At 75.1% G+C, this 22,920-nt stretch carries 16 protein-coding genes; 9 read left to right on the forward strand and 7 right to left on the reverse strand.

From position 1 onward, the window contains the following. The first annotated feature begins 1 nt into the window (after nt 1). The 3 genes from ACFV8H_RS00490 to ACFV8H_RS00500 all read left to right on the forward strand — a co-directional run bounded on the left by ACFV8H_RS00490 (nt 2) and on the right by ACFV8H_RS00500 (nt 6,494). Nucleotides 2–3,853, forward strand: coding sequence for a DUF5682 family protein (locus tag ACFV8H_RS00490; RefSeq protein ID WP_380395845.1), 3,852 nt, complete (start codon nt 2–4; stop codon nt 3,851–3,853). Next, nucleotides 3,850–5,940, forward strand: coding sequence for a hypothetical protein (locus tag ACFV8H_RS00495; protein WP_380395846.1), 2,091 nt, complete (start codon nt 3,850–3,852; stop codon nt 5,938–5,940). The genes ACFV8H_RS00490 and ACFV8H_RS00495 overlap by 4 nt, the downstream gene beginning before the upstream one ends. 101 nt (nt 5,941–6,041) lie before the next feature. Continuing rightward, complete coding sequence (locus ACFV8H_RS00500; protein ID WP_375891991.1) at nt 6,042–6,494, forward strand: MarR family winged helix-turn-helix transcriptional regulator; 453 nt, start codon at nt 6,042–6,044, stop codon at nt 6,492–6,494. A gap of 75 nt (nt 6,495–6,569) precedes the next feature. On the opposite strand, the gene ACFV8H_RS00505 is transcribed toward ACFV8H_RS00500, so the two are convergent. The 5 genes from ACFV8H_RS00505 to ACFV8H_RS00525 all read right to left on the reverse strand — a co-directional run bounded on the left by ACFV8H_RS00505 (nt 6,570) and on the right by ACFV8H_RS00525 (nt 12,038). After that, complete coding sequence (locus ACFV8H_RS00505; protein WP_380395847.1) at nt 6,570–7,145, reverse strand: ATP/GTP-binding protein; 576 nt, start codon at nt 7,143–7,145, stop codon at nt 6,570–6,572. A gap of 77 nt (nt 7,146–7,222) precedes the next feature. Beyond that, a complete protein-coding gene (locus ACFV8H_RS00510) occupies nt 7,223–7,606 on the reverse strand; it encodes a DUF742 domain-containing protein (RefSeq protein WP_380395848.1) in 384 nt (127 codons plus the stop codon). Continuing rightward, entirely contained in the window at nt 7,603–8,034 is a 432-nt protein-coding gene (locus tag ACFV8H_RS00515) for a roadblock/LC7 domain-containing protein (protein ID WP_380395849.1), read from the reverse strand. Before ACFV8H_RS00515 ends, ACFV8H_RS00510 begins: the two co-directional genes overlap by 4 nt. After that, on the reverse strand, nt 8,034–10,238 hold the full coding sequence (locus tag ACFV8H_RS00520; RefSeq protein ID WP_380395850.1) for an ATP-binding protein: 2,205 nt from the start codon (nt 10,236–10,238) through the stop codon (nt 8,034–8,036). Before ACFV8H_RS00520 ends, ACFV8H_RS00515 begins: the two co-directional genes overlap by 1 nt. 462 nt (nt 10,239–10,700) lie before the next feature. Next, nucleotides 10,701–12,038, reverse strand: a complete 1,338-nt coding sequence (locus ACFV8H_RS00525) for an acyl-CoA dehydrogenase family protein (RefSeq protein WP_380395851.1) — start codon at nt 12,036–12,038, stop codon at nt 10,701–10,703. A gap of 427 nt (nt 12,039–12,465) precedes the next feature. Here ACFV8H_RS00525 and ACFV8H_RS00530 point away from each other — a divergent pair, with 427 nt between their 5' ends. From ACFV8H_RS00530 to ACFV8H_RS00540, 3 genes are all read left to right on the forward strand, one after another. Continuing rightward, the gene (locus tag ACFV8H_RS00530) at nt 12,466–13,542 is read left to right on the forward strand and encodes a GAF domain-containing protein (RefSeq protein ID WP_380395852.1); all 1,077 of its coding nucleotides are present in this window, start codon (nt 12,466–12,468) and stop codon (nt 13,540–13,542) included. A 250-nt stretch (nt 13,543–13,792) separates the two neighbouring features. Beyond that, nucleotides 13,793–15,382, forward strand: coding sequence for a lipase maturation factor family protein (locus ACFV8H_RS00535; RefSeq protein WP_380395978.1), 1,590 nt, complete (start codon nt 13,793–13,795; stop codon nt 15,380–15,382). Between the two features lie 207 nt (nt 15,383–15,589). Continuing rightward, nucleotides 15,590–17,503, forward strand: coding sequence for a hypothetical protein (locus ACFV8H_RS00540; RefSeq protein WP_380395853.1), 1,914 nt, complete (start codon nt 15,590–15,592; stop codon nt 17,501–17,503). 91 nt (nt 17,504–17,594) lie between these two features. On the opposite strand, the gene ACFV8H_RS00545 is transcribed toward ACFV8H_RS00540, so the two are convergent. Next, nucleotides 17,595–18,638: a transglycosylase SLT domain-containing protein gene (locus ACFV8H_RS00545; protein WP_380395854.1), complete on the reverse strand. Its 1,044-nt coding sequence runs from the start codon at nt 18,636–18,638 to the stop codon at nt 17,595–17,597. 57 nt (nt 18,639–18,695) lie between these two features. Beyond that, a complete protein-coding gene (locus ACFV8H_RS00550) occupies nt 18,696–19,448 on the reverse strand; it encodes a helical backbone metal receptor (RefSeq protein ID WP_380395979.1) in 753 nt (250 codons plus the stop codon). A gap of 201 nt (nt 19,449–19,649) precedes the next feature. Between ACFV8H_RS00550 and ACFV8H_RS00555 the strand changes: the two genes are divergently transcribed. From ACFV8H_RS00555 to ACFV8H_RS00565, 3 genes are all read left to right on the forward strand, one after another. After that, nucleotides 19,650–20,744: an ABC transporter substrate-binding protein gene (locus ACFV8H_RS00555; RefSeq protein WP_380395855.1), complete on the forward strand. Its 1,095-nt coding sequence runs from the start codon at nt 19,650–19,652 to the stop codon at nt 20,742–20,744. Between the two features lie 132 nt (nt 20,745–20,876). After that, a complete protein-coding gene (locus tag ACFV8H_RS00560; RefSeq protein ID WP_380395980.1) occupies nt 20,877–21,911 on the forward strand; it encodes a FecCD family ABC transporter permease in 1,035 nt (344 codons plus the stop codon). Continuing rightward, nucleotides 21,908–22,780, forward strand: a complete 873-nt coding sequence (locus ACFV8H_RS00565) for an ABC transporter ATP-binding protein (protein WP_380395856.1) — start codon at nt 21,908–21,910, stop codon at nt 22,778–22,780. The genes ACFV8H_RS00560 and ACFV8H_RS00565 overlap by 4 nt, the downstream gene beginning before the upstream one ends. Nucleotides 22,781–22,920: the final 140 nt, after the last annotated feature.

Raw genomic sequence — 22,920 nt, forward strand, 5'->3', positions numbered from 1 at the left:
GATGACGAGCAGCGCGGTGAGGACCACCACCCCGGACGCCCCGGACGCCCCGGCCGTCCGCCCCGGCCCCGGTGCCGAACGCGGCCCCGGTACCGATCCCGGTGCCGACCTCGGCACGGCCCCCGGTACCGACCCCGGCACCGACCTCGCGGTCCGTGCCGAGACGGGCCGTGCCGAGACGGTCCGCGCCGAGACGGCCCGGCTGGCCGGCTCCGGCACCGACCGTCCCGGGCCCTACCTGATCGGTGTGCGCCACCACGCGCCCTCCCTCAGTGCGGTCCTCCCCGCGCTGCTCGACGCCGCCCGGCCCGAGGCCGTCCTGGTCGAACTGCCCGCCGAGTTCCAGCCCTGGCTCGACCACCTCGCCGACGAGGCCACCGAGGCCCCCGTCGCCCTCGCCGCCGCCCCGGCCGGCGGGGATGACACGGACGGGGACGACGCGGGCGCGGCCCCCGGCGGGCTCGCCTTCTACCCCTTCGCCGACTTCTCCCCGGAACTCGTCGCCCTGCGCTGGGCCCGGCGCAACGGCGTCGAAGCCATCGCCTGCGACCTCCCGCTCGCCCACCGCACCGGCCCCGCCGGCCCGCGCGGCCGCCGCCCCGCGGCCGGCCCCGACACCCCCGGCGTGGCCGACGCGCTGCGCCACCGCCTCACCGGCCGCGCCACCGACGACGACCTCTGGGACCGCCTCGTCGAGACCGCCGCCCCCGGCTCGGGCCCGGAGGCCGTCCGGCGCGCCGCCCTCCTGGTCGGCTGGGCCCTGCGCCACGACGCCGGGACCGGCCCCGGCGTCGACCCGTACGACCTGCGCCGCGAAGCCTGGATGCGCGCCCGCATCCGGGCCGCCTCGGCGGGCGGACGCCGGACCGCCGTGGTCGTCGGCGCCTTCCACGCCCCCGCCCTGCTCGACGGGCCCACCGCCCCCGAGGAGCCGCCCCGCCCCGACGAACCCGGGCACGTGCTCTCCCTCATCCCGTACACCTACCCGCTGCTCGACGCCCGCTCCGGCTACCCGGCCGGCATCCGCGACCCCGAATGGCAGCACACCGTCCTCGACGCCGGCGGCGACCCCGAGCGCCTCGACGAGGCGCTCACCACCACCGCCGTCCGGATCTGCGCCGCCCTGCGTGCCCAGGACCACCCCTCCGGTCCCGCCGACGCCCGCGAGATCGTCCGCCTGGCCGGCGACCTCGCCCGACTGCGCGGCCACGCCGCCCCCGGCCGCGGCGAACTCGTCGAAGCCGTCCAGTCCGTGCTCGCCCAGGGCGAGCCCCTCGGCCGCGGCCGGGCCGTCGCGCGCGCCCTCGAACAGGTCCTGGTCGGCACCCGCACCGGGCGCCCCACCCCCGCCGCCCCGCGCAGCGGCCTCGGCCCCGCCGTCGAAACCCTGCTCGCCGACCTGGGCCTCCCCGGCCCCACCGACCCGGGCCCGCGCGAACTGCGCCTCGACCCGCTGCGCAGCCCCCTCGACCGCCGCCGCGAGATCCTCCTCCACCGCCTCACCGCCTGCGGCGTCCCCTACGCCGACCCCGTCCCCACCACCGGCCCCGGCGGCACCGAAACCCTCGGCACCCGCTGGCGCCTGCACTGGACCCCCACCGTCACGGCCCTCCTCACCGTCGCCGGCACCCGAGGCGTCACCCCCGCCCAAGCCGCCGAGGGCGCTCTCCGCAGCCGCCTCCCCGACGACCCCACCCCGCGCGAGATCATCGACGGCCTCACCGCCGCCGCCTCCTGCGCCCTCCCCACTCTCACCTCCACCCTCCTCACCCGACTCACCACCACCCTCCCCACCAGCGCCACCCTCCCCGACCTCCTCGCCGCCCTCGCCCTCCTCGACCGCCTCACCGCCGGCCACCTCCCGGTCACGGCCACCGGGGAAGCACCTGCGGGTGCGGCCGGTGCGGGCCGGGCACCGGAGGCCTCGACTGTCGCGGCGGAGTCAACGAGTCCGGCCTCCAAGGGTGTTGACAGTCGGACCGGCCCCGGACTGCCGCTGCGGGCGGCGACGGAGCTGTTGACCGCCGTGGCGGTGCGGCAGGTGGAGGGGTTGGGGGGTTCGGACGATCCTGAGGATGCGCGGGCGCTGGTGGAACTGGCCCGGCGGGCGGACCGGCTGGGCGGGGTGCGGTTGGGGTACGCGCTGGGGGAACTCGCCGAGCGGGGGAGTCCGTTGGTGCGGGGCGCGGCCGGGGCGGTGCGGGTGCTGCTCGGGCAGGAGCCCGCGGAGGTGTTCGGCGGGCGGGCCGCGTCCTGGGTGGACGGGGCGACCGACGTGCGGGCGCGGCAGGTGCTCGGACGGCTGCTGGTCGGGTTGCTGACCGCTGCCGAGGGCCTGTTCGACAGTGCGCCCGAGGCGCTCGAACCGGTGCTGGAACGGGTCGGTTCGCTCTCGGACGCCGCCTTCCTGGACCGGCTGCCCGTGCTGCGCGGTGGCTTCGACACGCTCAGCCCGGCCGCCCGTGACCGGCTGCTGGTCTCCGTCGAGGACCGCCTGGGCACCCGCCTGGCGGCCCTGCCGGAGCAGACCGACCCCGCTCTGGTGGCCCGTTGGGTCCGCGCGGACCTGGCGGCCCGCCGGGTGCTCGCCGGGAGAGGCCTGCTGCCGGCCGCTCCCCGGACCGCCGACCAGGTATCGGAGTCCGCGCCCGCGCCCGCGCCCGGGTCCGAGCCCGGGCCCGCGACGGCGACCGGCCCGGTGCCGTCCCCGTCGCCCGTTCCCGGGCGCGTCCTCACACCCGCCGAGCGCTGGCGCCTGCTGCTGGGCCGCCCGGGCACGGGCGGCCTGTCCGGCCGCAGCGCCCGACTCGCCACCGCGCTGGACGAGTTGTACGGCAGCGGCCACGGCGAGGGCTCCGGCCCCGGCCTGGATGACCGGGGTGGCAGGGGCGGCAGCAGGGGCGGCCGCGAGGCGCCGTTCCCCGGAGTGCGGGAGTGGGCAGAGGAGTTGGAGGCCCTGTTCGGTCCGGGCGTACGGGAGGAGGTCCTGGCGGCCGCCGTCGCCCAGGGCCGTACGGACGTGCTGGAGGCGATCGACCCGTCCGCCGTCCGCCCGTCGGTGGACCTGCTGCGCGCGGTGCTGGACCACGCGGGCGGTCTGCCCGAGGCCCGGGTGGCCAAGCTGCGTCCGCTGGTGCGCCGCATGGTGGACGAGTTGAGCCGCGAGCTGGCGACCCGGCTGCGCCCGGCGCTGACCGGGATCAGCGTGCCGCGCCCGTCGCGGCGCCCGGGTGGCGGGCTGGACCTCCACCGGACGATCCGGGCGAACCTGGCCACGGCCCGCCCCGGGCCGGACGGTTCGGGCACCGTGATCGTGCCGGAGCGCCCGGTGTTCCGGACCAGGGCGCGGCAGGCCAACGACTGGCGGCTGATCCTGGTGGTGGACGTGTCGGGGTCGATGGAGGCGTCCACGGTCTGGGCGGCGCTCACCGCCTCGATCCTGGCCGGGGTGCCCTCGTTGAGCACCCACTTCGTGGCCTTCTCCACCGAGGTCCTCGACCTGACGGAGCAGGTGGCGGATCCGTTGAGCCTGCTGCTGGAGGTGAGCGTCGGCGGCGGCACCAGCATCGCGACCGGTCTGCGGTACGCCCGGGAGCTGGTGACGGTGCCGTCGCGGACGCTGATCGCGGTGGTCAGCGACTTCGAGGAGGGCGGCCCGGTCAACGCGCTGGTCGCCGAGACCCGGGCGCTGGTGGACTCCGGCGTGCACCTGCTGGGCTGCGCGGCGCTGGACGACTCCGGGACGGCCCGCTATTCGAAGGCGGTCGCCGGCCAACTGGTCGCGGCCGGGATGCCGGTGGCGGCGCTGAGCCCGCTGGAACTGGCCCGCTGGGTGGGGGAGAAGGTGCGATGAACGCCACGACGCGGACGACGCAGACGGCACATGCCACGAGCAGCTGGCCGGGGGTCCGGCCGGAGGTGGTGGCCGAGGTGGTGTCGGGGCTGAGTGCCCGCCTGCAGAAGCGGTTGGACGGCGCGGCGGCGAAGCTCGCCGAACGGCCGCTCAGCCGGGAGGGCGACGAGTGGCGGGTGCAGGTGGACGAGGAGGTCCTGCTCGTCCTGCACGCCCCGGGCGGGGTGGTGGCCGGCCCGTCCGACGTCCGGTGCGGCTGTCTGCTCGCCCCGGCCTGCGTCCACCGGGCCGCCGCCGTCAGCCTCTGCCCGCTGGCGGAGGCCGAGGCCGAGGTCGAGGCCGACGATCCGAACGTCGGGACCACGCCGGCCGAGGGGCCGGGAACACCGGCCGCGACCGCCACCACAACCCCGCCCGGACCCGAGCCCGGACCCGGACCCGAGTCGGGACCGGAGCCCGAACCCGCCGCCCTCACCCCGGCCGAACGCGACGCCGCCCGGCACCTCCACCGCGCCGCCTGCGCGCTGCTGGCCGCCGGGGTGAGCGGAGCGGGCGCGGTCGCCCAGGCGGAGCTGCTGCGGGCCGGCCACGGGGCGCGGGTCGCGGGGCTGTACCGCCCGGCCGCGGCGGCGGTCGCCGTGGTGACCGGGATCCGGGCGGCGCGTTCCGGTGCGCCCGACCACCGGCTGGCGGACCTGGTGGCGGCGCTGCGCGAGCTGCTCGGTCTCACCACCGCCCTGAACACCCTGACTGCCGCGACCACGCCGACCGCCCCGGTCGCCCCGCTCGCCGCCCCGACCCCGCTCGCCACCCTGCGCGGCACCGCCCGCCAGGCCTACGCCGAGGAGGGCGGCCTGCGGCTGTACGGGCTGTTCGCCGAGCCGGTGCTGACCGCGACCCACGCGGGGGCGGTCAGTTGGGCGGTGGACGCGGGTGGCCGGCTCAGCACGATCGCCGAGGTGACCCCGCACGGCGATGTCACGACCGCCGCCCCGCTGGCCGTCGGCGCGGGCAACCGGACGGTCCGGCTGGGCGATGCGGCGCTGAGCCACCGCCAGTTCAGCCGCGCGGGGCTGGCGGTCCAAGGCGCGACCAGGTCCACCGGTGGGCGGCTGGGCGCGGGTGCCTCGGTACGGGCGGTCCGCGCGGCGGGCGCGGCCTGGACGGCGGAGCCGGTGGCCCGGCTCTGGGCCGAGCCGCCCGCCGCCCAGGTGGCCCGGGCACTGGCGGCGCAGGAGCTGCCGTACGGGAGTCGCCCGGCGGGGAGCGACCTGTTGTTCCTTGACGTCGTCCTGCTGGGCACGGCCCCGACCGGTCCGGGTGGGGCGCTCCAGCTGCTCGCCCGTCCGGTCGGGACCGGCACGGTGGTCGCGCTGCGCCCGGGGCACGAGCACCCCGATCTGGCCTTCCGGGCCAATCTGGCCCTGCTCGCCACGGCCCCGGGCCTTCGGCTGCGGCTGATCGGACGGCTGGAGCGCGCGGACCGTCCGGAACTGCGGGTGCTGGCGATCGGCACGCCTTGGGACGGCTCCGACTACGACGGCCACGGCGGGCACGGCGGCCACGACCGCCTCGCCCTGCCCGCCGACCGGGCGGACCGGGTCAACCTCGGCCTGGAACGCCTGCAGACCGCTGACCTGCCCGCCGGCCCGTCCGCCGGGCCATCCGTTGATCTGCCCGCCGGTCTGCCCGCCGGGCTCCCGGCGGAGCTCCCCACCGGGCCGCCGCTCGGCCCGCCGGTGCACGTGCTCGGCCGCCGGGTGGAGCAGACCGTCACCACCGGCCGGTCCGCGCCGGCGCCCGGCGCGGCCACGGCGGCGGCGGACCGGGCCCTGCTGCGGGCGTCGGGGCTGGCGACCGCCGCCGAGCTGCTGGACGGCCTGCGGGCGGCTGCCGCGGACCAGCGGCGTGACGTGTTCGGCCGGATCGTCGCGGACGACCACGACGCCTTCGCCACCGCCTGGCTGGCCGCCGCCGACTACACCGAGGCGCTGGCGACCGCGCTCTGCTCCGCCTCCTGGAGCGGCGAGCAGGACGACTCGGAGGACGGCTCGGAGTACGAGGCGGAGGACGGGAAGGAGCTGTGAGCCGATTTATTTGCAGAGACCGATAATCGGCGCCGAATGGCATACTTGTACGAGAGGGGACAGCTCAGGACGCACAGGTGAACGTGAAGGGAAGGCGAGCCATGGCCATCCGCGACGACGCGGCCGAGGTCCGGGCCGGTGGCTGGCGGACGCTCGCCGCCCTGCACGGGCTGATCGACGCCGCGCTGGAGAAGGCGCTCCAGGCGGAGCACAAGCTCTCCGTGGTGGAGTACACGGTGCTGGAGGCGCTCTCCCGGCAGGACGGCTGGCACATGCGGATGCAGCAGCTGGCCCGTGCGGCGGCGCTGAGCAGCAGTGCCACCACCCGGCTGGTGAGTCGCCTGGAGGACCGGGGCCTGCTCAGCCGCTACCTCTGTGCGGACGACCGGCGCGGCATCTACACCGAGCTGACCTCCGAGGGCCGCGCTCTGCTGGAGGCCGCCCGCCCGGTGCACGACGCCACCCTGGAGGCGACCCTGGCCCAGGCCGCGGAACTCCCCGAGCTGGCCCCGCTGGTCGACGCGCTCGCCGAGCTCAGCCCGACGAAGGCGTGATCCCGGCCCAGGCGTGACCCAGGCGGCTACCGCCGCCTGGCCGCCTCACCGCTGTCTCAGTGCCGCCTGGCTGCCTCAGTGCCGCCCGACGGCCAGCGCGTTCCGGTGCACCCGGTCGAGCAGGGCGAGCAGCAACTCCTTGCTGGACGCCCGCTCCCGGACGTCGCACAGCACCACCGGCACCTCCGGCCCGAGGTCGAGGGCCCGGCGGACGTCCTCCGGGGTGGCGTCGCGGCGGCCGTGGAAGCAGTTGACCCCGATGGCGAAGGGAATTCCGCGCTGCTCGAAGAAGTCCACGGCGGCGAAGCTGGATTCGAGCCGCCGGGTGTCGGCGAGGATGATCGCGCCGAGGGCGCCGAGGGCGAGGTCGTCCCACATGAACCAGAACCGGAACTGCCCGGGCGTACCGAAGAGGTAGAGCACCAGGTCCTCGCGGACGGTGATCCGCCCGAAGTCCATCGCCACCGTGGTGGTGGACTTGCCCTGGACGCCTTCGAGGCTGTCGACCCCGATGCTGGCGCGGGTCATCCGCTCCTCGGTCTGCAGCGGTTCGATCTCGCTGACCGAGCCGACCATGGTGGTCTTCCCGACGCCGAAGCCGCCGGCGACGAGGATCTTGACCGCGCCCGGCACCAGGCTCTGGGTCGTCAATTCGGGTCTCCTGGAAGGGAACTGTGGGGATGCTGCGGGTGCGGTGGACGCGGCGGATGCCACGGAGCGGCAGCCGGTCAGAGCCTGCGGACGCCCTCGATCACGGCCTGGATCAGGGAGATGTCCGGTGCCTCGGCGAGCTGGACCGGGGCCCGGGTGAGGATCAGCCGGGCCTCCGCCAGGTCGTCCAGCAGCACCTTGACCACGCTCACCGGCAGGTCCATGGTGGCCGCGATCTCGGCCACGGCCAGCGGGCGTTCGCGGCACAGGTCGAGGATCGTGGCCGGTTCGGGGGTCAGTCGGCTGGTGTCGGTGCGCGGGTCGGCGGTGACCACCAGGGTGATCAGCGCGAAGCCGTCACGGACCGGGCCGGTGCGCCCGTTGGTGATCGCGTAGGGGCGGACCAGGTGGCCGGCGTCCTTGTCGTAGAACCAGCCCTCGTCGGCGTCGGCGCTGGTCACGCACCGCCACCCGGGCCGGGCCGGCCCGCGTCGCTGCGCGGCGCCGCGGTGAGGTACTGGCCGACCTGCTTGACCAGCATGTTGATCTCGTAGGCCATCAGTCCGGCGTCCACCTGCTCGCTGGTGAGGACGGCGAGCCGGGCGCCCTGTCCGGCGGTGGTGACGAACAGGAAGAGCTGGTCCATCTCGACCACGGTCTGCCGGACCCGTCCGCCGTTGAAGCGGTGTCCGGCGCCGCGGGCCAGGCTCTGCAGGCCGGAGGCGACGGCGGAGAGGTGCTCGGCGTCGGCCCGGTCGAGGCCCTGGGACGTGCCGACCAGCAGTCCGTCCTCGGAGAGGACGATGGCGTGCCGGGTCTCGGGTACCCGCGCCACCAGCTGGTCCAGCAGCCAGTTGAGGTCGCGCTGGGTCTCGGTGTGCTGCGTCATCACTGCTGTTCCTTGGCTTCCTGAACGGCGGGGGCTTCCGCGGGGCCCTCGGGGGCGGAAGGTGCGGCCGGGTTGGGGGCGATGGCGGGCGCGTCCGGTCCGGTACCGGTCGCGCGGGCGCTGCGGGTGCCGCGCTGGATGGCGGCCATGGTGGCGCGGGACCGCGTCGGCGAGGGGTCGTCGGCCTCGCCGAACCGGGGGCCGGCCGGGGCGGTGCGGGCCCCGTACGGCGAGGACGGCGCGGACGGTGCGGACGGCGGCATCATGGTGCCGGGCGCGTTGGCCTCGCGGAGCTGCTCGGCGAGGCTGGCGTTGCGGACCCGCTGCGGCAGGATGCGCGGGGTGCGCAGTTCGCCGTCCGGGCCGTGCTCCACGCTGTCCTCCTGCGGGCGTTCGTGGGTGGGCGTCGACCGGTCGGCGGGCACCCCGTCGAGACCGCCCGCCGAGTCCACTACCGCAGGATCGACGACGGCAGGATCGACGACGGCCGGGTCCGCATGCCCGGGGGTCGCGCCGGCGCCCGGGTCGAGTTGCGCGGCGAGCTGCGCGGCGAGTTCCGCCGACGGCCCGGTGGGCAGGTCGTACGGGCGCGGCAGCACGGGCCGGGGGACCACCACAGCCCCGGGCAGCCCGGGGATCTCGGCACCGACCGTCAGCCCGGCGTTGTCGAGGACGGGCCCGCCGTCCTCACCGTCGGGCCGCGCGAACTCCTGAGGAGCGAACTCCTGCGCCCCGAAGCCCTGTTGGCCGAACTCCTGCGGTCCGAACCCCTGCGGTCCGAACTCCTGCCGCGCGAGCAGCTCACCGAGGATCACCCCGCCGTCGGCCCCGCCGCCTGCCGGCTCCGTCGGCGCCGTCGGCACCGCCGGGGAACCGACCCCACCGGCCCCGCCGAAGCCACCGGCCCCGTCGACCCCGCCCGAGGTGCTGCTCGTCAGCCCGTCGAGCACCCCCGCCAGCGCGCCGGACAGCTCGTCGTCGACCACGCCGAAGTCGCCCTCGGACGGCCGCGGTTCGGGCACCGGGGTCCGGGTGACCCGCGCGCCGGACGGCAGCCCGGGCACCGCGGCCGGCTGCTCGGCCTGCTCCAGCAGCACCGAGGGCACCAGCACCACGGCCCGGGTTCCGCCGTACGGCGAGGGCCGCAGGGTGACCTGGATGTCGTGCCGGGCGGCGAGCCGGGCGACGACGAACAGGCCGAGCCGCAGGTCGTCGCCGAGTGCGGAGACGTCCAGCTCGGGCGGGTTGGCCAGGTACTCGTTGAGCCGCTCGTACTCCTCCTCGGTCATGCCGAGGCCGCGGTCCTCGACCTCGACCGCCAGGCCCTTGGGGACCTCCTGGGCCGAGACCTGCACCTGGGTGTACGGCGGGGAGAAGGTGGTGCCGTTCTCGATCAGCTCGGCGATCAGGTGGATCACGTCGGCGACGGCCTGCCCGCTGAGCGAGGCGCGCGGCACGCCCTGGACGACGACCCGGGCGTAGTTCTCGGTCTCGGAGACGGCGCTGCGCAGCACGTTGACCACGGGCACGGCGTTGCGCCAGCGCCGGGCGGGCAGTGCGCCGCCGAGGATGACCAGGTTCTCGGCGTTGCGCCGCATCCGGGTGGCCAGGTGGTCGACGGCGAACAGTTCGCGCAGCAGCTCGGGTTCCTCGTGCTCGCGCTCCAGCGCGTCGAGCATGCTGATCTGCCGGTGGATCAGGATCTGGGTGCGGCGGGCGATGTTGAGGAAGACCTTCTTCGTCCCCTCACGGCCCTGGGCCTGGTGGACGATGGCGGCGACGGCGGCCTGCCGGACGGCGGCCAGGCCGTCGGAGGTCTGCTGGACCTCGTCGCCGACCCGCCGGGACGGCGCCCAGGTGGGCGGGGTGGGCACCGGCTCCCCGGCGCGCAGCCGGCCGACGATCTCGGGGATCTCGTGCTGGGCGAGCGCGAAGGTGTCGCCGCGCAGCCCGGAGAGCCGGGCGGACAGCGACCGGGCGGCCCGGATGCCGCGGATCAGGCTGACCAGCAGCACCAGGGCGACGGCGGCGGTGCCGGCCAGCAGCGCGGTGCGGTTCGCGGTGTCGCGCAGCAGGTAGGCGGCGTAGCCCCAGGCGGCGGCGAGGCCCAGGCTGGGGACCAGCACGAGGGCGAGGAGCGAGCTGCGGAGGGAGCCGGACCGGCCGGCGCGGTGGCCCGTGCGGGGGGCCGATATGCCTGGCATCTGATTCCTTGTTGCAGGGCCGAGTTGCAGGCCGGGTCTCGGGTCCGGACGGTGGGTCGGCCCGAGCGGCCCGGACCGGGCGTCAGGGCGCCGAGGCCCGGGGTCGCCGGACGGGGTGACGCGGTGTCACCGTCCGTGCGGGTGCAGCTCGGCCGCCGACGGCAGGAAACCTATCAGTCCCAGGTGGCCCCATCGCAACATCAACTGACGATATGTGAACGGGTGATGGCAGGAACGGCCAGTTCCGGTCGGAGTGTTCGCCGACGGAACGTCGCAGCTCAGTGCGGTCGGTGCGGAGCGGGAACGGCTCCTCGGGAGGCCGGTGGGCCTCCCGAGGAGCCGTCAGGAGCAGGTCAAATCGTCGTCATACCGAAAGTTCGCCACCCATCCGGGCGGCGGCTGCGGATCCGGCGCTCCCGCCGCGCGGCTCGGTCCTCCGCGCGGATCACCCCGCCGTGTGGCTCACCCCGCCGCGGAGAGCGGCACCACGCGAGCGCCCCGAACGCCCCGGACTCCGCGCGGGCTGTACCCGTACAGCTCCTCCGCCGGGGAGACCCCGGCGGCGCGGGCGGCCCCGGAGGCCCCGGACTCCAGCGCGTTGAGCTCGGTCCACGCCCAGCTCGCCAGGTCGGCCAGCTCGGCCGACCACTGCTTGCCGTAGGTGCCCGCCGCGACCTGTCCGAGCCGCAGCTTCTGCACGTCCGAGGTGCCGGCCGGGGCGTAGATGTGGGTGGCGTCCCGCAGGTAGCGGATGATGTTGTGCTCCTCCTGGGTGCCGCGCGCCGCGAAGATCTCCATCGCCTGACGTGCCGAGTCCATCGCGTACTCGGTGTTGATCAGCTTGGCGTTCATCAGCTCGGCGTCGCAGGCCTTGCCGTGGTCGAGCAGGTGCGAGGCGTGGTACGCGGCCAACTTGGCCGTCATCAGCCGGGACTGCATCTCGCCGAGCTTGAGGGCGATGCTGTTCAGCTGGTTGACCGGCTTGCCGTAGAGCACCCGCTCCTCGGCGTAGCGCACCGTGTCCTCCACCACGGCGACGTGGATGCCGAGCGCGACGGCGCCCAGGTTCAGCCGGCCGTACAGGGTGGAGGAGGAGTAGGCGACGTCGAGGCCCTGCCCCTCCTCGGCGAGCCGGTTGCCGACCGGGACGCGGCAGTCCTCGAAGACGAGCTCGCCGAAGCTGAACCCGTGCAGGCCGCCCTGGGTGCCGACGGTGCCGGTGCGGAACCCGGGCCGGTCGCTCTCGACCAGGAAGGCGGACAGCCCCTTGCTGCCCCGGCCGGTACGGAAGACCACGCCGTGGACGTCGCCGATGTGCGAGTTGCCGACGAACACCTTGCGGCCGTTCAGCACGTACTCGTCACCCTCGCGACGCGCGGTGCCGCCCATGCCGAGCACATGGCCGCCGGACTCCGGCTCGGTGACCGCGATCGTCGGCAGGCACTCCCCGGAGGCGAACTTCGGCAGCCACGCGCGGCGTTGGGCGTCCGAACCGAAGTGGATGACCTTGGCGACGCCGAGCTGGGAGGCCTGTGCCATCGCGCCCATCGCACCGCTGACCCGCGCCAGCTCCTCGACGATCACGGTCTTGGCGAGGTGTCCCAGGCCCAGGCCGCCGAACTCGCGCGGGATCGTGACGCCGATCCAGCCGCGGCGGGCGATCTCCCGCGAGAGCTCGAACTCGATCTCCCGGTCGGCCTCCATCCGGGCCACCTGAGGACGCACCTCCTTCTCCGCGAACTCACGCACCTCGGCCCGGAGGCTCTCGTGTCGTTCGTCGGTGAAGTAGTCCATCGCCATGCTTGGTCCTCTCATTCCGGTGGGTGTCGTGCCTCCCGTTCATGCCGTAGATGCCGCTCCGGCCGCTCCCCCTGAGGGTTCGGGTGGGGGTGTGGAGGTGTGGCGGTGCCGATCGCTTCCAAGCCATCGGTGTACGCGGACCTAGGGGCGGCGCTCCCGTGGGGCCCGGGGAACTACCGTCCGTGTCTTCGGCAGGGCTCATTGTCATATGGGCACATGGGATCCATACATAGTGGATCTTGGAATGGCGGGATTCGGCCCGTCCGCTTGGGGGCGGGTTTTGCCAGGGGGTCGGGAGGGGATTGACCTTCCCCCCTCGACCGGAGCGCCCGTGGTCGCTCACATGCTGCTTTGACTGTCCATCAGCAACGTCGGTGGCCGGTACCGGTAGCACCGCGGCGCCCGGATGTCTGATTACATGTGCGCCATGACTGATGTGATGAGCACTCAAGGCCAGTTCCCGAGTGCTGCCGGGGAATCCGAGCGGACCCGCAGGCTGCGCAGCCTGGGTCTCAACGAACCCTCCGCGGACGAGGCCTTCGACCGCTTCGCCCACCTGGCAGCCAGCATCACCCGCGCTCCCATCGCGATGGTCAACTTCATCAACGACGAGCGCCAGATGTTCCGGGGGCTCTACATTCCGCCAAATTCCTCCGACCTGGCGGCCGAAGAAGGCGCGTCCTGGGCGGATCGGGGCATCGCCTTCGACCTCCCCACCCGACAGATGCCGATGAGTCACGGTTTCTGCCCGCACGTGGTCGCCCAGCGCTCACCCCTCGCACTGGACGACATCCTCGCCTACCCCCGGTTCGCCGGTAACCCGGTCGTGGACGAACTCGGCGTCCGGGCCTACCTCGGCGCCCCGCTCGTGGACGACACCAACACCGTCATCGGCACCGTCTGCGTCCTCGACCGGGAACCCCGGCAGTGGGGACGCGAGCGGCTGCGCGACATCCAGCACCTCGCCGAGGCGCTGCTCTCCGAGATCCGGCTGCGCGACAACCTGCTCGCCCAGCAGCAGGAGATGTTCGCCGCCTTCGACGGCTCCCCGTTCCCCATCATGCTGACCGACGGCCCCGGCCAGGAGATCCGCTACGCCAACGCCCAGCACGCCGACACCTTCGGCGCCCCGGTGGCGTACGGCTCGATCGGCACCGCCTACCCCCAGCTCGGCGCGGCCGGCCTCCAGCAGGCCGTCGCGGAGGCCTTCCACACCGGACGGGCCACCGTCCTCAACGACGTCCGGATCCAGTCCGGCCGTCCCGAGGCACAGCGCATCCAGCAGATCTTCAGCTTCACCTGCACCCCGCTGCGGACCGCGCGCACCGGCCAGGTCAACGGCGTCCTCACCGTCGGCATGGACGTCACCGCCCAGTCCCGCACCGAGGAGGAACTCGGCACCCTGGCGGCCCTCCTGGTCGACCGGCTCCAGCAGAACGGCGCGGCCACCGCGACCGGCCGACCGGGCATCGCCGGCGGCACCGGACTCGTCCTGCCGAGCTGAGCGGCCGACCGCCGCTCGTGCGCGGCAGCACGGCGCCCGGGCGCAACCGGCCACCGCACCAACCGCACCACTCGAATCAACGGCACCACCCGCACTGCCCACCACTGTGGCGGGGCGCCTCTCACCCCCGAGGAGAGGCTCCCCGCCACAGTGCTGTCCCGGCCGGGCCCGCCGTCCCGGCCGGGCCGCAACCAGCGAGCCGCCGTCCGCCGCCGGTCCGCCGGTGGTAGGCATGGGCCGCATGGACTGGATGGACTGGTTCGCCGCCCCCGACTACTGGCTGAGCCGACTGCTCGTCCAACGCCTGCTCGCCGGCCTCTACCTGATCGGATTCCTCAACGCGGCCGCGCAGTTCCGCGCCCTCATCGGCACCGACGGCATGCTCCCGGTGCCCCACTTCACCGCCAGGGTCCCGTTCCGCCGCTCGCCCGGCCTCTTCCACCTCCACTACAGCGACCGCTTCTTCACCGCCGTCGCCCTGACCGGCGCCGCACTGGCCGCCGCGGTGGCGGCCGGCCTCGGCGACGCCCTCCCGCTCTGGGCCTCGATCCCCGTGTGGGCGGTGCTCTGGGCCCTCTACCTCTCCATCGTCAACGTCGGGCAGACCTGGTACTCCTTCGGCTGGGAGTCGCTGCTGCTCGAAGCGGGCTCGCTCGCCGCCTTCCTCGGCAACGCCGACACCGCCCCGCCCACCCCCGTGCTCTGGCTGATGCGCTGGCTGGTCTTCCGGGTCGAGTTCGGCGCCGGGCTGATCAAGCTGCGCGGGGACAGCTGCTGGCGCGACCTGACCTGCCTGCACTACCACCACGAGACCCAGCCCATGCCCGGACCGCTCAGCTGGTTCTTCCACCACCTGCCCGACCCGCTGCACCGGGTCGAGGTGGCGGCCAACCACGTCGTCCAACTCCTCGTCCCGATCGGCCTGCTGCTCCCGCAGCCCGTCGCGAGCTACGCCGCCTGCGCCGTGATCGCCACCCAGCTGTGGCTGATCGCCTCCGGCAACTTCGCGTGGCTCAACTGGCTGACCGTCGTGCTCACGCTCGCCGCCGTCGAACCGGCCCGCCTCGGCCTGCCCGTCCGCGCCCACACCGTCCCCGGCGCCCCCGTCTGGTACCAGGCGGTGGTCATCGCGGTCACCGCCGCCGTCCTCGTGCTCAGCTACTGGCCGGTGCGCAACCTGCTCTCCCGGGGCCAGGTGATGAATCGCTCCTTCAACCGGCTGCACCTCGTCAACACCTACGGCGCCTTCGGCAGCGTCAACCGCCTGCGCCGGGAGGTCGTCGTCGAGGGCACCGACGAGGCCGTCGTCACCCCGCACACCGTCTGGCGCGAGTACGGCTTCAAGGGCAAACCCGGCGACGTGCGCCGCCTCCCGCGCCAGTACGCCCCCTACCACCTGCGCCTGGACTGGCTGATGTGGTTCGCCGGCATCTCGCCCGCCTACGCCCGGCCCTGGTTCCTGCCCTTCGTCGCCCGCCTGCTGGCCGGCGACCGGGCGACACTGCGGCTGCTGCGCCACAACCCCTTCCCCGACGCCCCGCCGACCCACGTCCGGGCGACCCTCCACCTCTACCGGTTCACCGGATGGCGCGAACTGCGCGAAACCGGCGCCTGGTGGCACCGCACCGCGCTCCACGCCTACCTCGCGCCGGTCGACCTGGCCGCCCTCGGCCGGGCCGGCCACCACCCGCCGCCCACCCGGCCCGGCCGCGGCCTGCGCACCGTCCCGCTCGACCGGCTCCGACGGTCCGCTCCACCCGAGCCGGGCCCGCCCCGGACGGAGCACCCCGGCCACCCGTCCGGACCAGCACCGGGCCACCCGGGTGGCCCTCCCGAGTAGCGGCCAGGCGGGCGGTACGGCATACGACACCAGTCCGTCCGGCGGTGGGTGCGTGCAAGGCTCGAACGGGCACCCGTATTCTGGGCCTCCACAACCGGCGGCCCGACCCGCACGCCCCCCGGTCCCGCCCCAGGGGCCCCGTGCACCCGGGCCGCCGCCGCCCCCTCGCCGTCAGCCCCGCCGTCGTCGCCCAGAACCGGACCTCACATGACAGTGCTTCACTCGCGCAACGCCGACGCAGCCGACCCGGCGGACGTCGCCGACGCCGCAGACGTCAAGGACCCCCAGGACGCCGCTGCGGAGCCCGACCTCCGCGAGGACCTCGGCCGCTACGCCGAACTCGGGGCCTTCACGCTCAGCGCCGACACCCACGCCTGGTACGCGGCCGTCGACACCGTCGCCACCCCCGAGGACGCCCGCGCCGCCTCCACCGCGCTCGCCGAACTCCGCGGCAGCGACCTCCAGCAGACCTGGGAAGCCGTCACCGCGATGGCCGCCGAGGTCAAGCTGGACGAGCCCGACACCGTGGCCAAGACCGCGCTGCTGGTCGAGATGCTCCAGCGGGTCCGCCGCACCTCCACCACCCTCACCGACGCCGCGTACGACGCCGACCTCGTCGCCCTCGCCGCCGCCACCGCGGACAGCACCTGGCGCCGCGAGAACGGCGTCAAGCTGTCCTGGCTGCGCGGCCGCTCGCTGCGCAAGCAGGCCGCCGCCCTCGCCCACGACCGCAAGGTCCGCCGCGAGGACCTGCACGAGGCGCTCACCTCCGCCGAGATCGAGCGCCGCGCCTGGGCCGCCGTCGCCCCCGCCGGCACCCTCCCGCGCGTGCCCGCCGACGGCGGCCTGGTCGAGCGCACCGCCCAGGCCTTCGAGCCGATCAACACCGGCCTGCGCGGCCTCGCCCGACTGCTGCCCGAGCACGACCTCGACGGGCTGGCCTTCGCGGAACTGGCCGACCTGGTCGAACGTCTCGCCGCCGACGAGGGCACCCTCTACCGCCTGCCCACCATCCGCGGCCTGCGCGCCACCCTGGAGGAGGCCGGCCTCGCCGACCTGCTCGCCGAACTCACGGCCGCCAAGGCCGACCGCCGCGCCGCCGAGGCCGCGTACGCGGCGCGGCAGGCGCTCGCGGGCGGGCAGCGGGACGGGCTGGCGGGGTCGTCGGCCGCGGAGCCGGTCGTCGCGGAGCCGGCTGCCGAGGAGACGGACACCGAGCTGCCCGAGGCCGAGGTTGAGGCCCAGGTCGACGCCGACGCCGACCTCTCGGCGGAGGCCGCGGACGGGCTCCGGACCGAGGCGGACGTCGAGGCCGAGGGCGTCGAGACTGCGTCCGGCTCGGACGTGGACTCCGTCGAGGCCGAGCCGGCTGCGGTGGAGGAGGAGAAGGAGGAGGCCCCGGTCGCCGTGGTCTCCCTCCCGGCGCCCTCCCCGGCCGCTGACGACCTGGTGGCCGCCGCCACCGCCGCCCTGGCCGAGGCCGCAACGGCGGACGAGGTCGCGGAGGAGGCGGACGAGGCGAAGGCCGAGTCGGTCGAGATCGAGGAGCCTGCCGCCGAGGTCGAGGTCACTGTCGAGGTCACTGTCGAGGCCGAGGTTGAGGTCGAGGCAGAGGTTGAGGCCGTCGAGGAGGCTCCGGCCGTAGTCGCCGAGGTGCCCGCCGCTGAGGTCGAGCCCGAGCCCGAGCTCGCCGTCGAGGAGCCGGCTGCCGAGCCGGAGGCCGTGGTCGAGGCCCCTGCCGTCGAGGCCGTCGCTGACGTCGAGGTCGAGCCGACGGTCGAGCCCGAGGTCGTCGCCGAGGTGGCCCCTGTGGTCGAGGCCGAGGTTGAGCCCGAGCCCGAGCCGGCCGTCGAGGCCGAGCCCGAGCCCGAGCCCGAGCCCGAGCCCGTCGCCGAGGCGGCCACCGGCCGTCCCGCGAAGCCGGACTTCACCCCCGGCCGCCCCGTGACCGCCTACTCGGCGGACGAGCTGCTCGCCGTCGTCCGCTGGATCGACGGTGACGGCACCGGGCGGAGCGACGAGGAGCTGCTCCGCGCGGCGATGAAGGAGCTGGGCTTCGCCCGCCTCGGCCCCCGGATCAAGGAGGCGCTGGGCGCCGCCGTCACCGCCGCGCGCGGCTGACGTCCGGGCGGCAGCCGGACACGCAGGGCCCGGGACGCGATCGCGTCCCGGGCCCTGTGCCGTGTCTGTCGGTCCTGCTGCGAAGGGGCGGTCAGCCCGCCTTGTTCCAGGGCTGGCTGGCCATCAGCGCCTTCACGTTGGCGACGTACTTCGGGTTCGGTATGTCGAGGCTGCCGACGACCTCGCCCGAGGTGGGGTCGGTGACGGTGGTGTAGTGCACGTTGCCCGCGCCCGCGTTGTACGCGGAGATGACCAGGTCGAGCAGCGGTGTCTTGCCGGTGCCCGGGTCGGGGGAGAGGTCGTACTTGCCGCCGAAGGAGGAGTCGCCGTAGTAGGCGACCAGCCAGTCGATCAGCTGGGTGCCGAGCTGGACGTTCCCGGTGAGGGTCTTGGGGTCGGAGCTGGTGCCGTACTTGCCGTTCATCCAGCTGACGGTGTTGGGCATGACCTGCATGGTGCCGATCCCGCCGTCGCAGGCGAGGATGCCGGACTGCCAGCCGCTCTCCTGCCAGGCGATCGCCTTGACCAGGTTGACCGGCAGCGGCGGGAGCTTGTCGGTGCCGCCCGAGCTGAGGTTGAGCACCCGGGACTGGCCGGCGGCCGTCGTGAGCGCCGCGGCGACCGCAGGCTTGGCCTCGTCCGGCTGGGGCTTGCTGGGCTGGCAGCCGCTCTGCGCCGGGGGCACGTGGCCGGCGGGCGGCGCGGGCGGTGCCGGGAGGGCGACGGCGCCGGGCTTGGCGGTCGGTACGGGCGCCGGGATGGCGGGCTTCTCGACCGGCGGCTGGGTGGCGGGAGCGCCGGCCGCGGTGCCGCCGCTGCCCTTGGCGTTTCCGCTCTGGGCGTTGCCGCTCTGGGCGGTGGGCGAAGCCTTTGCGGCCTTGCTCGGGCCGGCACTCGGGCTGTGCGAGGCGTCGGGGCTCGCGGAGGCGGAGGTGCTCGGCGTCGGGGTGGTGCTCGCGGACGGGCTCGCGCTCGACGTGTCGGTCGGCGTGGCGGAGGCCGCGGTGAGGGTGGTGCCGGATCCGGCGCTCGGGTGCTTGTCACCGCTCTCGGTGCCGCAGCCCGCCAGGACGGCGGTCGACACGGCGACGGCCGACACCAGGACGGTGGCCCGCCGGGTGGTGCGCAACTTCATTGGTGGTCCCCCCACTCGTCGCCGGTGATCCCGTGAACCCGGCGAGTGGCGGTCATCCTATGGTGCGGTCGTCTCCCCCTGGACGAACGGGTGCTCGATCGCCCGCCGGAGGACGGCCGGGGCCTCCGCGAGCGAGGGCCCGTACCAGGTCAGGTGCCGTCCGCCGACCAGCGCGACCGGGATGCCGGGGAACGCCTCCGGGCCGTCCTCGGCGGTGAAGCGGTACGGCTCGTCCGGCAGCACCACCAGGTCCGGCCGGTCGGCGAGCAGTTCGGGCAGCGGCACGGCCGGGTAGCGCTCGGGGTGCTCGGCGTGGACGAGCCGCAGGCCGAGGCGGCCCAGCAGGTCCCCGGCGAAGGTGTCGCGGCCGAGCACCATCCACGGGCGGCGCCAGATCGGCACGACCGCCCGCGGGCCGAGGTCACCGCTCGGCCGGACGTCCCGCCACGCCTCCTCCGCCTCGTCCAGCCAGGCCGGGCGCGGCAGTCGGCAGGCGACGGTGAGCAGCCGGTCCAGCGAGCGGAAGGCGTCGTCCAGGGTGCGGATGTCGGTGACCCACACCGGAACCCCGGCCGCCCGCAGCGCCTCCAGGTCGGGGCGGCGGTTCTCCTCGTCGTTGGCGATCACGAGGTCCGGGCCGAGCGCGAGGACGCCCGGTACGTCCGGGTTCTTGGTGCCGCCGATCCGGGTGACGGCGAGCTCGGCGGGGTGGCTGCACCAGTCGGTGGCGCCGACCAGCAGGCCGGGCGCGGTGGCGGCGACAGCCTCGGTCAGCGAGGGCACCAGCGAGACCACCCGGCGGGGCGGCAGCGGCCCGAGCCGTACGGGCAGGCCGAGGTCGTCGCGCGGGTCGGTGAGGTCTGCCACCCGGCCACCCTATGCGCGACCACTGGCTACGGGGGCCTCCGGAAGCTCCGGAAGTCCCGGGAACCCGGTGCGGGCCCCGCCCGACTACCTGGTCCGGGTCCGCAGCGCGGGCCCTCAGCACGATCACCGACCAGGAGAGTCCTCATGCGCCCTCGCGTCGTCTGCGGTATCGCGGCCGCCGTCGCCCTGTTCGCCACGGCCTGCGGAAGCGGCGGTGGCGGGAACGGTGGCGGTGGCAGCGCCGCCCTCACCGCCCAGGCCACCCCCGCCGGGGCCGCCTACCCCGTCACGGTCGCCGACTGCGCGGGCAAGGAGACGACCATAGCCAAGGCCCCGACGAAGATCGTCACCAGCAACGCGTCGAGCCTGGAGCTGCTGCTCCAACTCGGCGCGGGCGACCGGGTGATCGGCACCGGCTTCCCGCCCGGCAAGGGCACCCTGCCGGCCGCGCTCGCCGAGCAGGGCGCCAAGGTCCCGGCGCTCGGCGACAAGACCATCCCCAAGGAGAAGCTCCTCGGCTCCGGAGCCGACCTCTACGTCGACACCTTCGGCGCGATGCCGATGATGGGCGGCGGCGCCACCGGGCCCAGCGAGGCCGAGTACGCCGCGGCCGGCATCCAGCACGTCTACCTGCTCTCCACCGCCTGCGCCGGCACCCCGAAGGCCGCCAAGGCGCCGCGCACCGACCTCGCCGGGATCGAGGAGGACATCCGCCGCCTCGGCGCCGTCACCGGGACCGGCGCCCGGGCCGAGGAACTCGTCACCGGGATGGAGAAGCAGATCGGCGGGGTCCGCACCGCGCTCGCCGCCGTCCCGGAGGACAAGCGGCCGAGCTACTTCGTCTTCGACTTCGACGCCGGGACCAAGCAGCCGGTCGCGGTCTGCGGCCGGCAGGTGGCCAACGCCGTCATCACCCAGGCCGGTGCCCGCAACGTCTTCGCCGACTGCGACGCCGACTTCAAGCCCGGCTCCTGGGAGGACGTGGTGGCCAAGAACCCCGACTGGATCCAGCTCGCCGTGCGCAACCGCGGCAGCGAGGAGGCCACCCGCAAGGCCTTCGATGACGCCGAGGCGTTCCTGCGCGGCTTCCCGGCGACCCAGGGCCTCAAGGCCGTCCAGGAGGGGCACTTCGTCCGGCTCGGCTCCGAGGTGACCACCATCGCGGGAGTGCGCAACGCCGACGCCGTCCGGCAGATCGCCGCCACCGTGCACCCCGACCTCGTCAAGAACGGGCAGTAGGCGGTGACTTCGGCCGACCTCGCCGAGGCCCCGGACAACCGGAGCCCGGACGGCCATGGTTCGGACAGCCGCCGTCCGGACAGCCGGAGCCCGGACCACGGGAGCCCGGACAGCCGGCGCCCGGCCCGCACCCTGCGGGCCGGTCCGCTGGCCGCCGCGCTCGCCGCCGCCCTGGTGCTCGCGCTGACCGCCGCCGTCTCGCTCGGCTCGGTGGACATCCCGCCCGGCGAGGTCTGGTCGGTGGTCGCCCACCACCTCACCGGCCGGGCCCCCGAGCCCGGCACCCGCGACCTCATCGTCTGGCAACTACGCGTCCCACGAGCCCTGTTGGCGGCCGTGGTGGGCGCCGGACTCGGCCTGGTCGGCACCGCCGTCCAGGCCCTGGTCCGCAACCCGCTCGCCGACCCCTACCTGCTCGGCATCTCCTCCGGAGCCTCCCTCGGAGCGGTCGCCACCCTCGTCCTCGGCACCGCCTTCGGGCTCGAACTCTCCCTCGGCAGCGGGCTCGGCCTCACCGTCTCCCTGGCCGCCTTCGCCGGGGCGCTCGCCGCGTTCTCCCTGGTCTGGCTGATGGCCCGGCGCGGCGGCGGCTTCTCCCCCCTGCGCCTGGTGCTGGCCGGCATCGGCATCGCCCAGTTCCTCGGCGGCATCACCAGCTACCTCGTCCTGCAGACCAGCGACGAACAGCAGACCCGGGGCGTGCTGTTCTGGCTGATGGGCAGCCTCGGCGGCGCCGTCTGGGCCCAACTCGCCGTCCCCGTCGCCGCCGTGGCACTCGGCCTGGCCCTGCTCCAGGCGCGGGCCCGCGGGCTCAACGCGATGCTGATGGGGGACGAGACGGCCGCCGGACTCGGTGTGGACGTCACCCGGCTGCGCCGCGAGGTCTTCGTCGTCACCAGCGTCCTCACCGGGGTGCTGGTCGCCGTCTCCGGGGCGATCGGCTTCGTCGGGCTGATGGTCCCGCACGTCTGCCGGCTGCTCGTCGGCGGCGACCACCGACGCCTGCTGCCGCTGTCCGCCCTGACCGGGGCCGTGCTCCTGGTCGTCGTCGACACCGTGGCCCGCACCGCCCTGGACGGCCAGGAACTGCCGATCGGCGTGGTCACCGCCGTACTCGGCGCCCCCACCCTGCTCTACCTGCTGGACCGACGACTGGAGCGCAGTTGAGGATCGCCGTCGAGGACCTGAGCGTCGCCCTGGCCGGGCGCACCGTGGTGGCCGGAGTCCACCTGGTCGCCGAGGAGGGCGAGATCGCCGGACTGGTCGGGCCCAACGGCAGCGGCAAGTCCAGCCTGCTGCGCACCGTCTACCGGCACCTGCGGCCCAGCGCCGGCCGGGTCCTGCTGGCCGGGCGGGACCTGGCGGAGCTGCGGCCCGCCGAGTCCGCCCGGCACATCGGGGCGCTGCCCCAGGAGCGCGGCGGGGACTTCGAGTTGAGCGTGCGCGAGGTGGTCGCGATGGGCCGCACCCCGTACAAGCGGGCCTTCGCGGCCGACGACCCCGAGGACCGCCGGATCACCGCCGAGGCCCTGCACCGGGTCGGCATGTCCGGGGCCGCCGACCGCCGCTTCGCCCAGCTCTCCGGCGGCGAACGGCAGCGGGTGCTGCTCGCCCGCGCGCTCGCCCAGCAGCCGGACGTCCTGGTGCTGGACGAGCCGACCAACCACCTGGACGTCCGCCACCAGGTCGAACTCCTCGCCCTGCTGCGGGAGCAGCGCCGCACCACCCTGGTCGCGCTGCACGACCTCAACGCCGCCGCCTCGGTCTGCGACCGGCTGCACGTGCTGCACCGCGGCGCCCTGGTGGCCTCCGGGGCGCCGCGCGAGGTGCTGACGGCGGAGCTGCTGGCCGAGGTCTTCGGCGTCCGGGCCGCGGTGGTCGAACACCCGCTGACCGGTGACCCGTTGATCGCCTTCGACCACCGCGCCCCGGCCGACGCCGACCCGGCCGGTGCCGCGTCGGCCGGGGCGGCCGGGTCGGCACCCGCCGGTTCCGTCGTGCCGCGGCGGTCCGGGGCTCAGGGCCTGGCCGGGTAGCCCTCGTAGTGGGGGGGGCCGGCCCCGCGCCCCGCCCCCCCGCCCCCCCCCCCGGGCCCCCCCCTTGGCCGCCCCAACCCCCCCCCCCCCCCCCCCGGGGGGCCCCCCCCCCCCCCCGGCCGGCACCCTGCGGCGGCGGG

The organism is Kitasatospora sp. NPDC059827, from assembly GCF_042731675.1.
In the GTDB taxonomy this organism is placed as follows: Bacteria; Actinomycetota; Actinomycetes; order Streptomycetales; family Streptomycetaceae; genus Kitasatospora.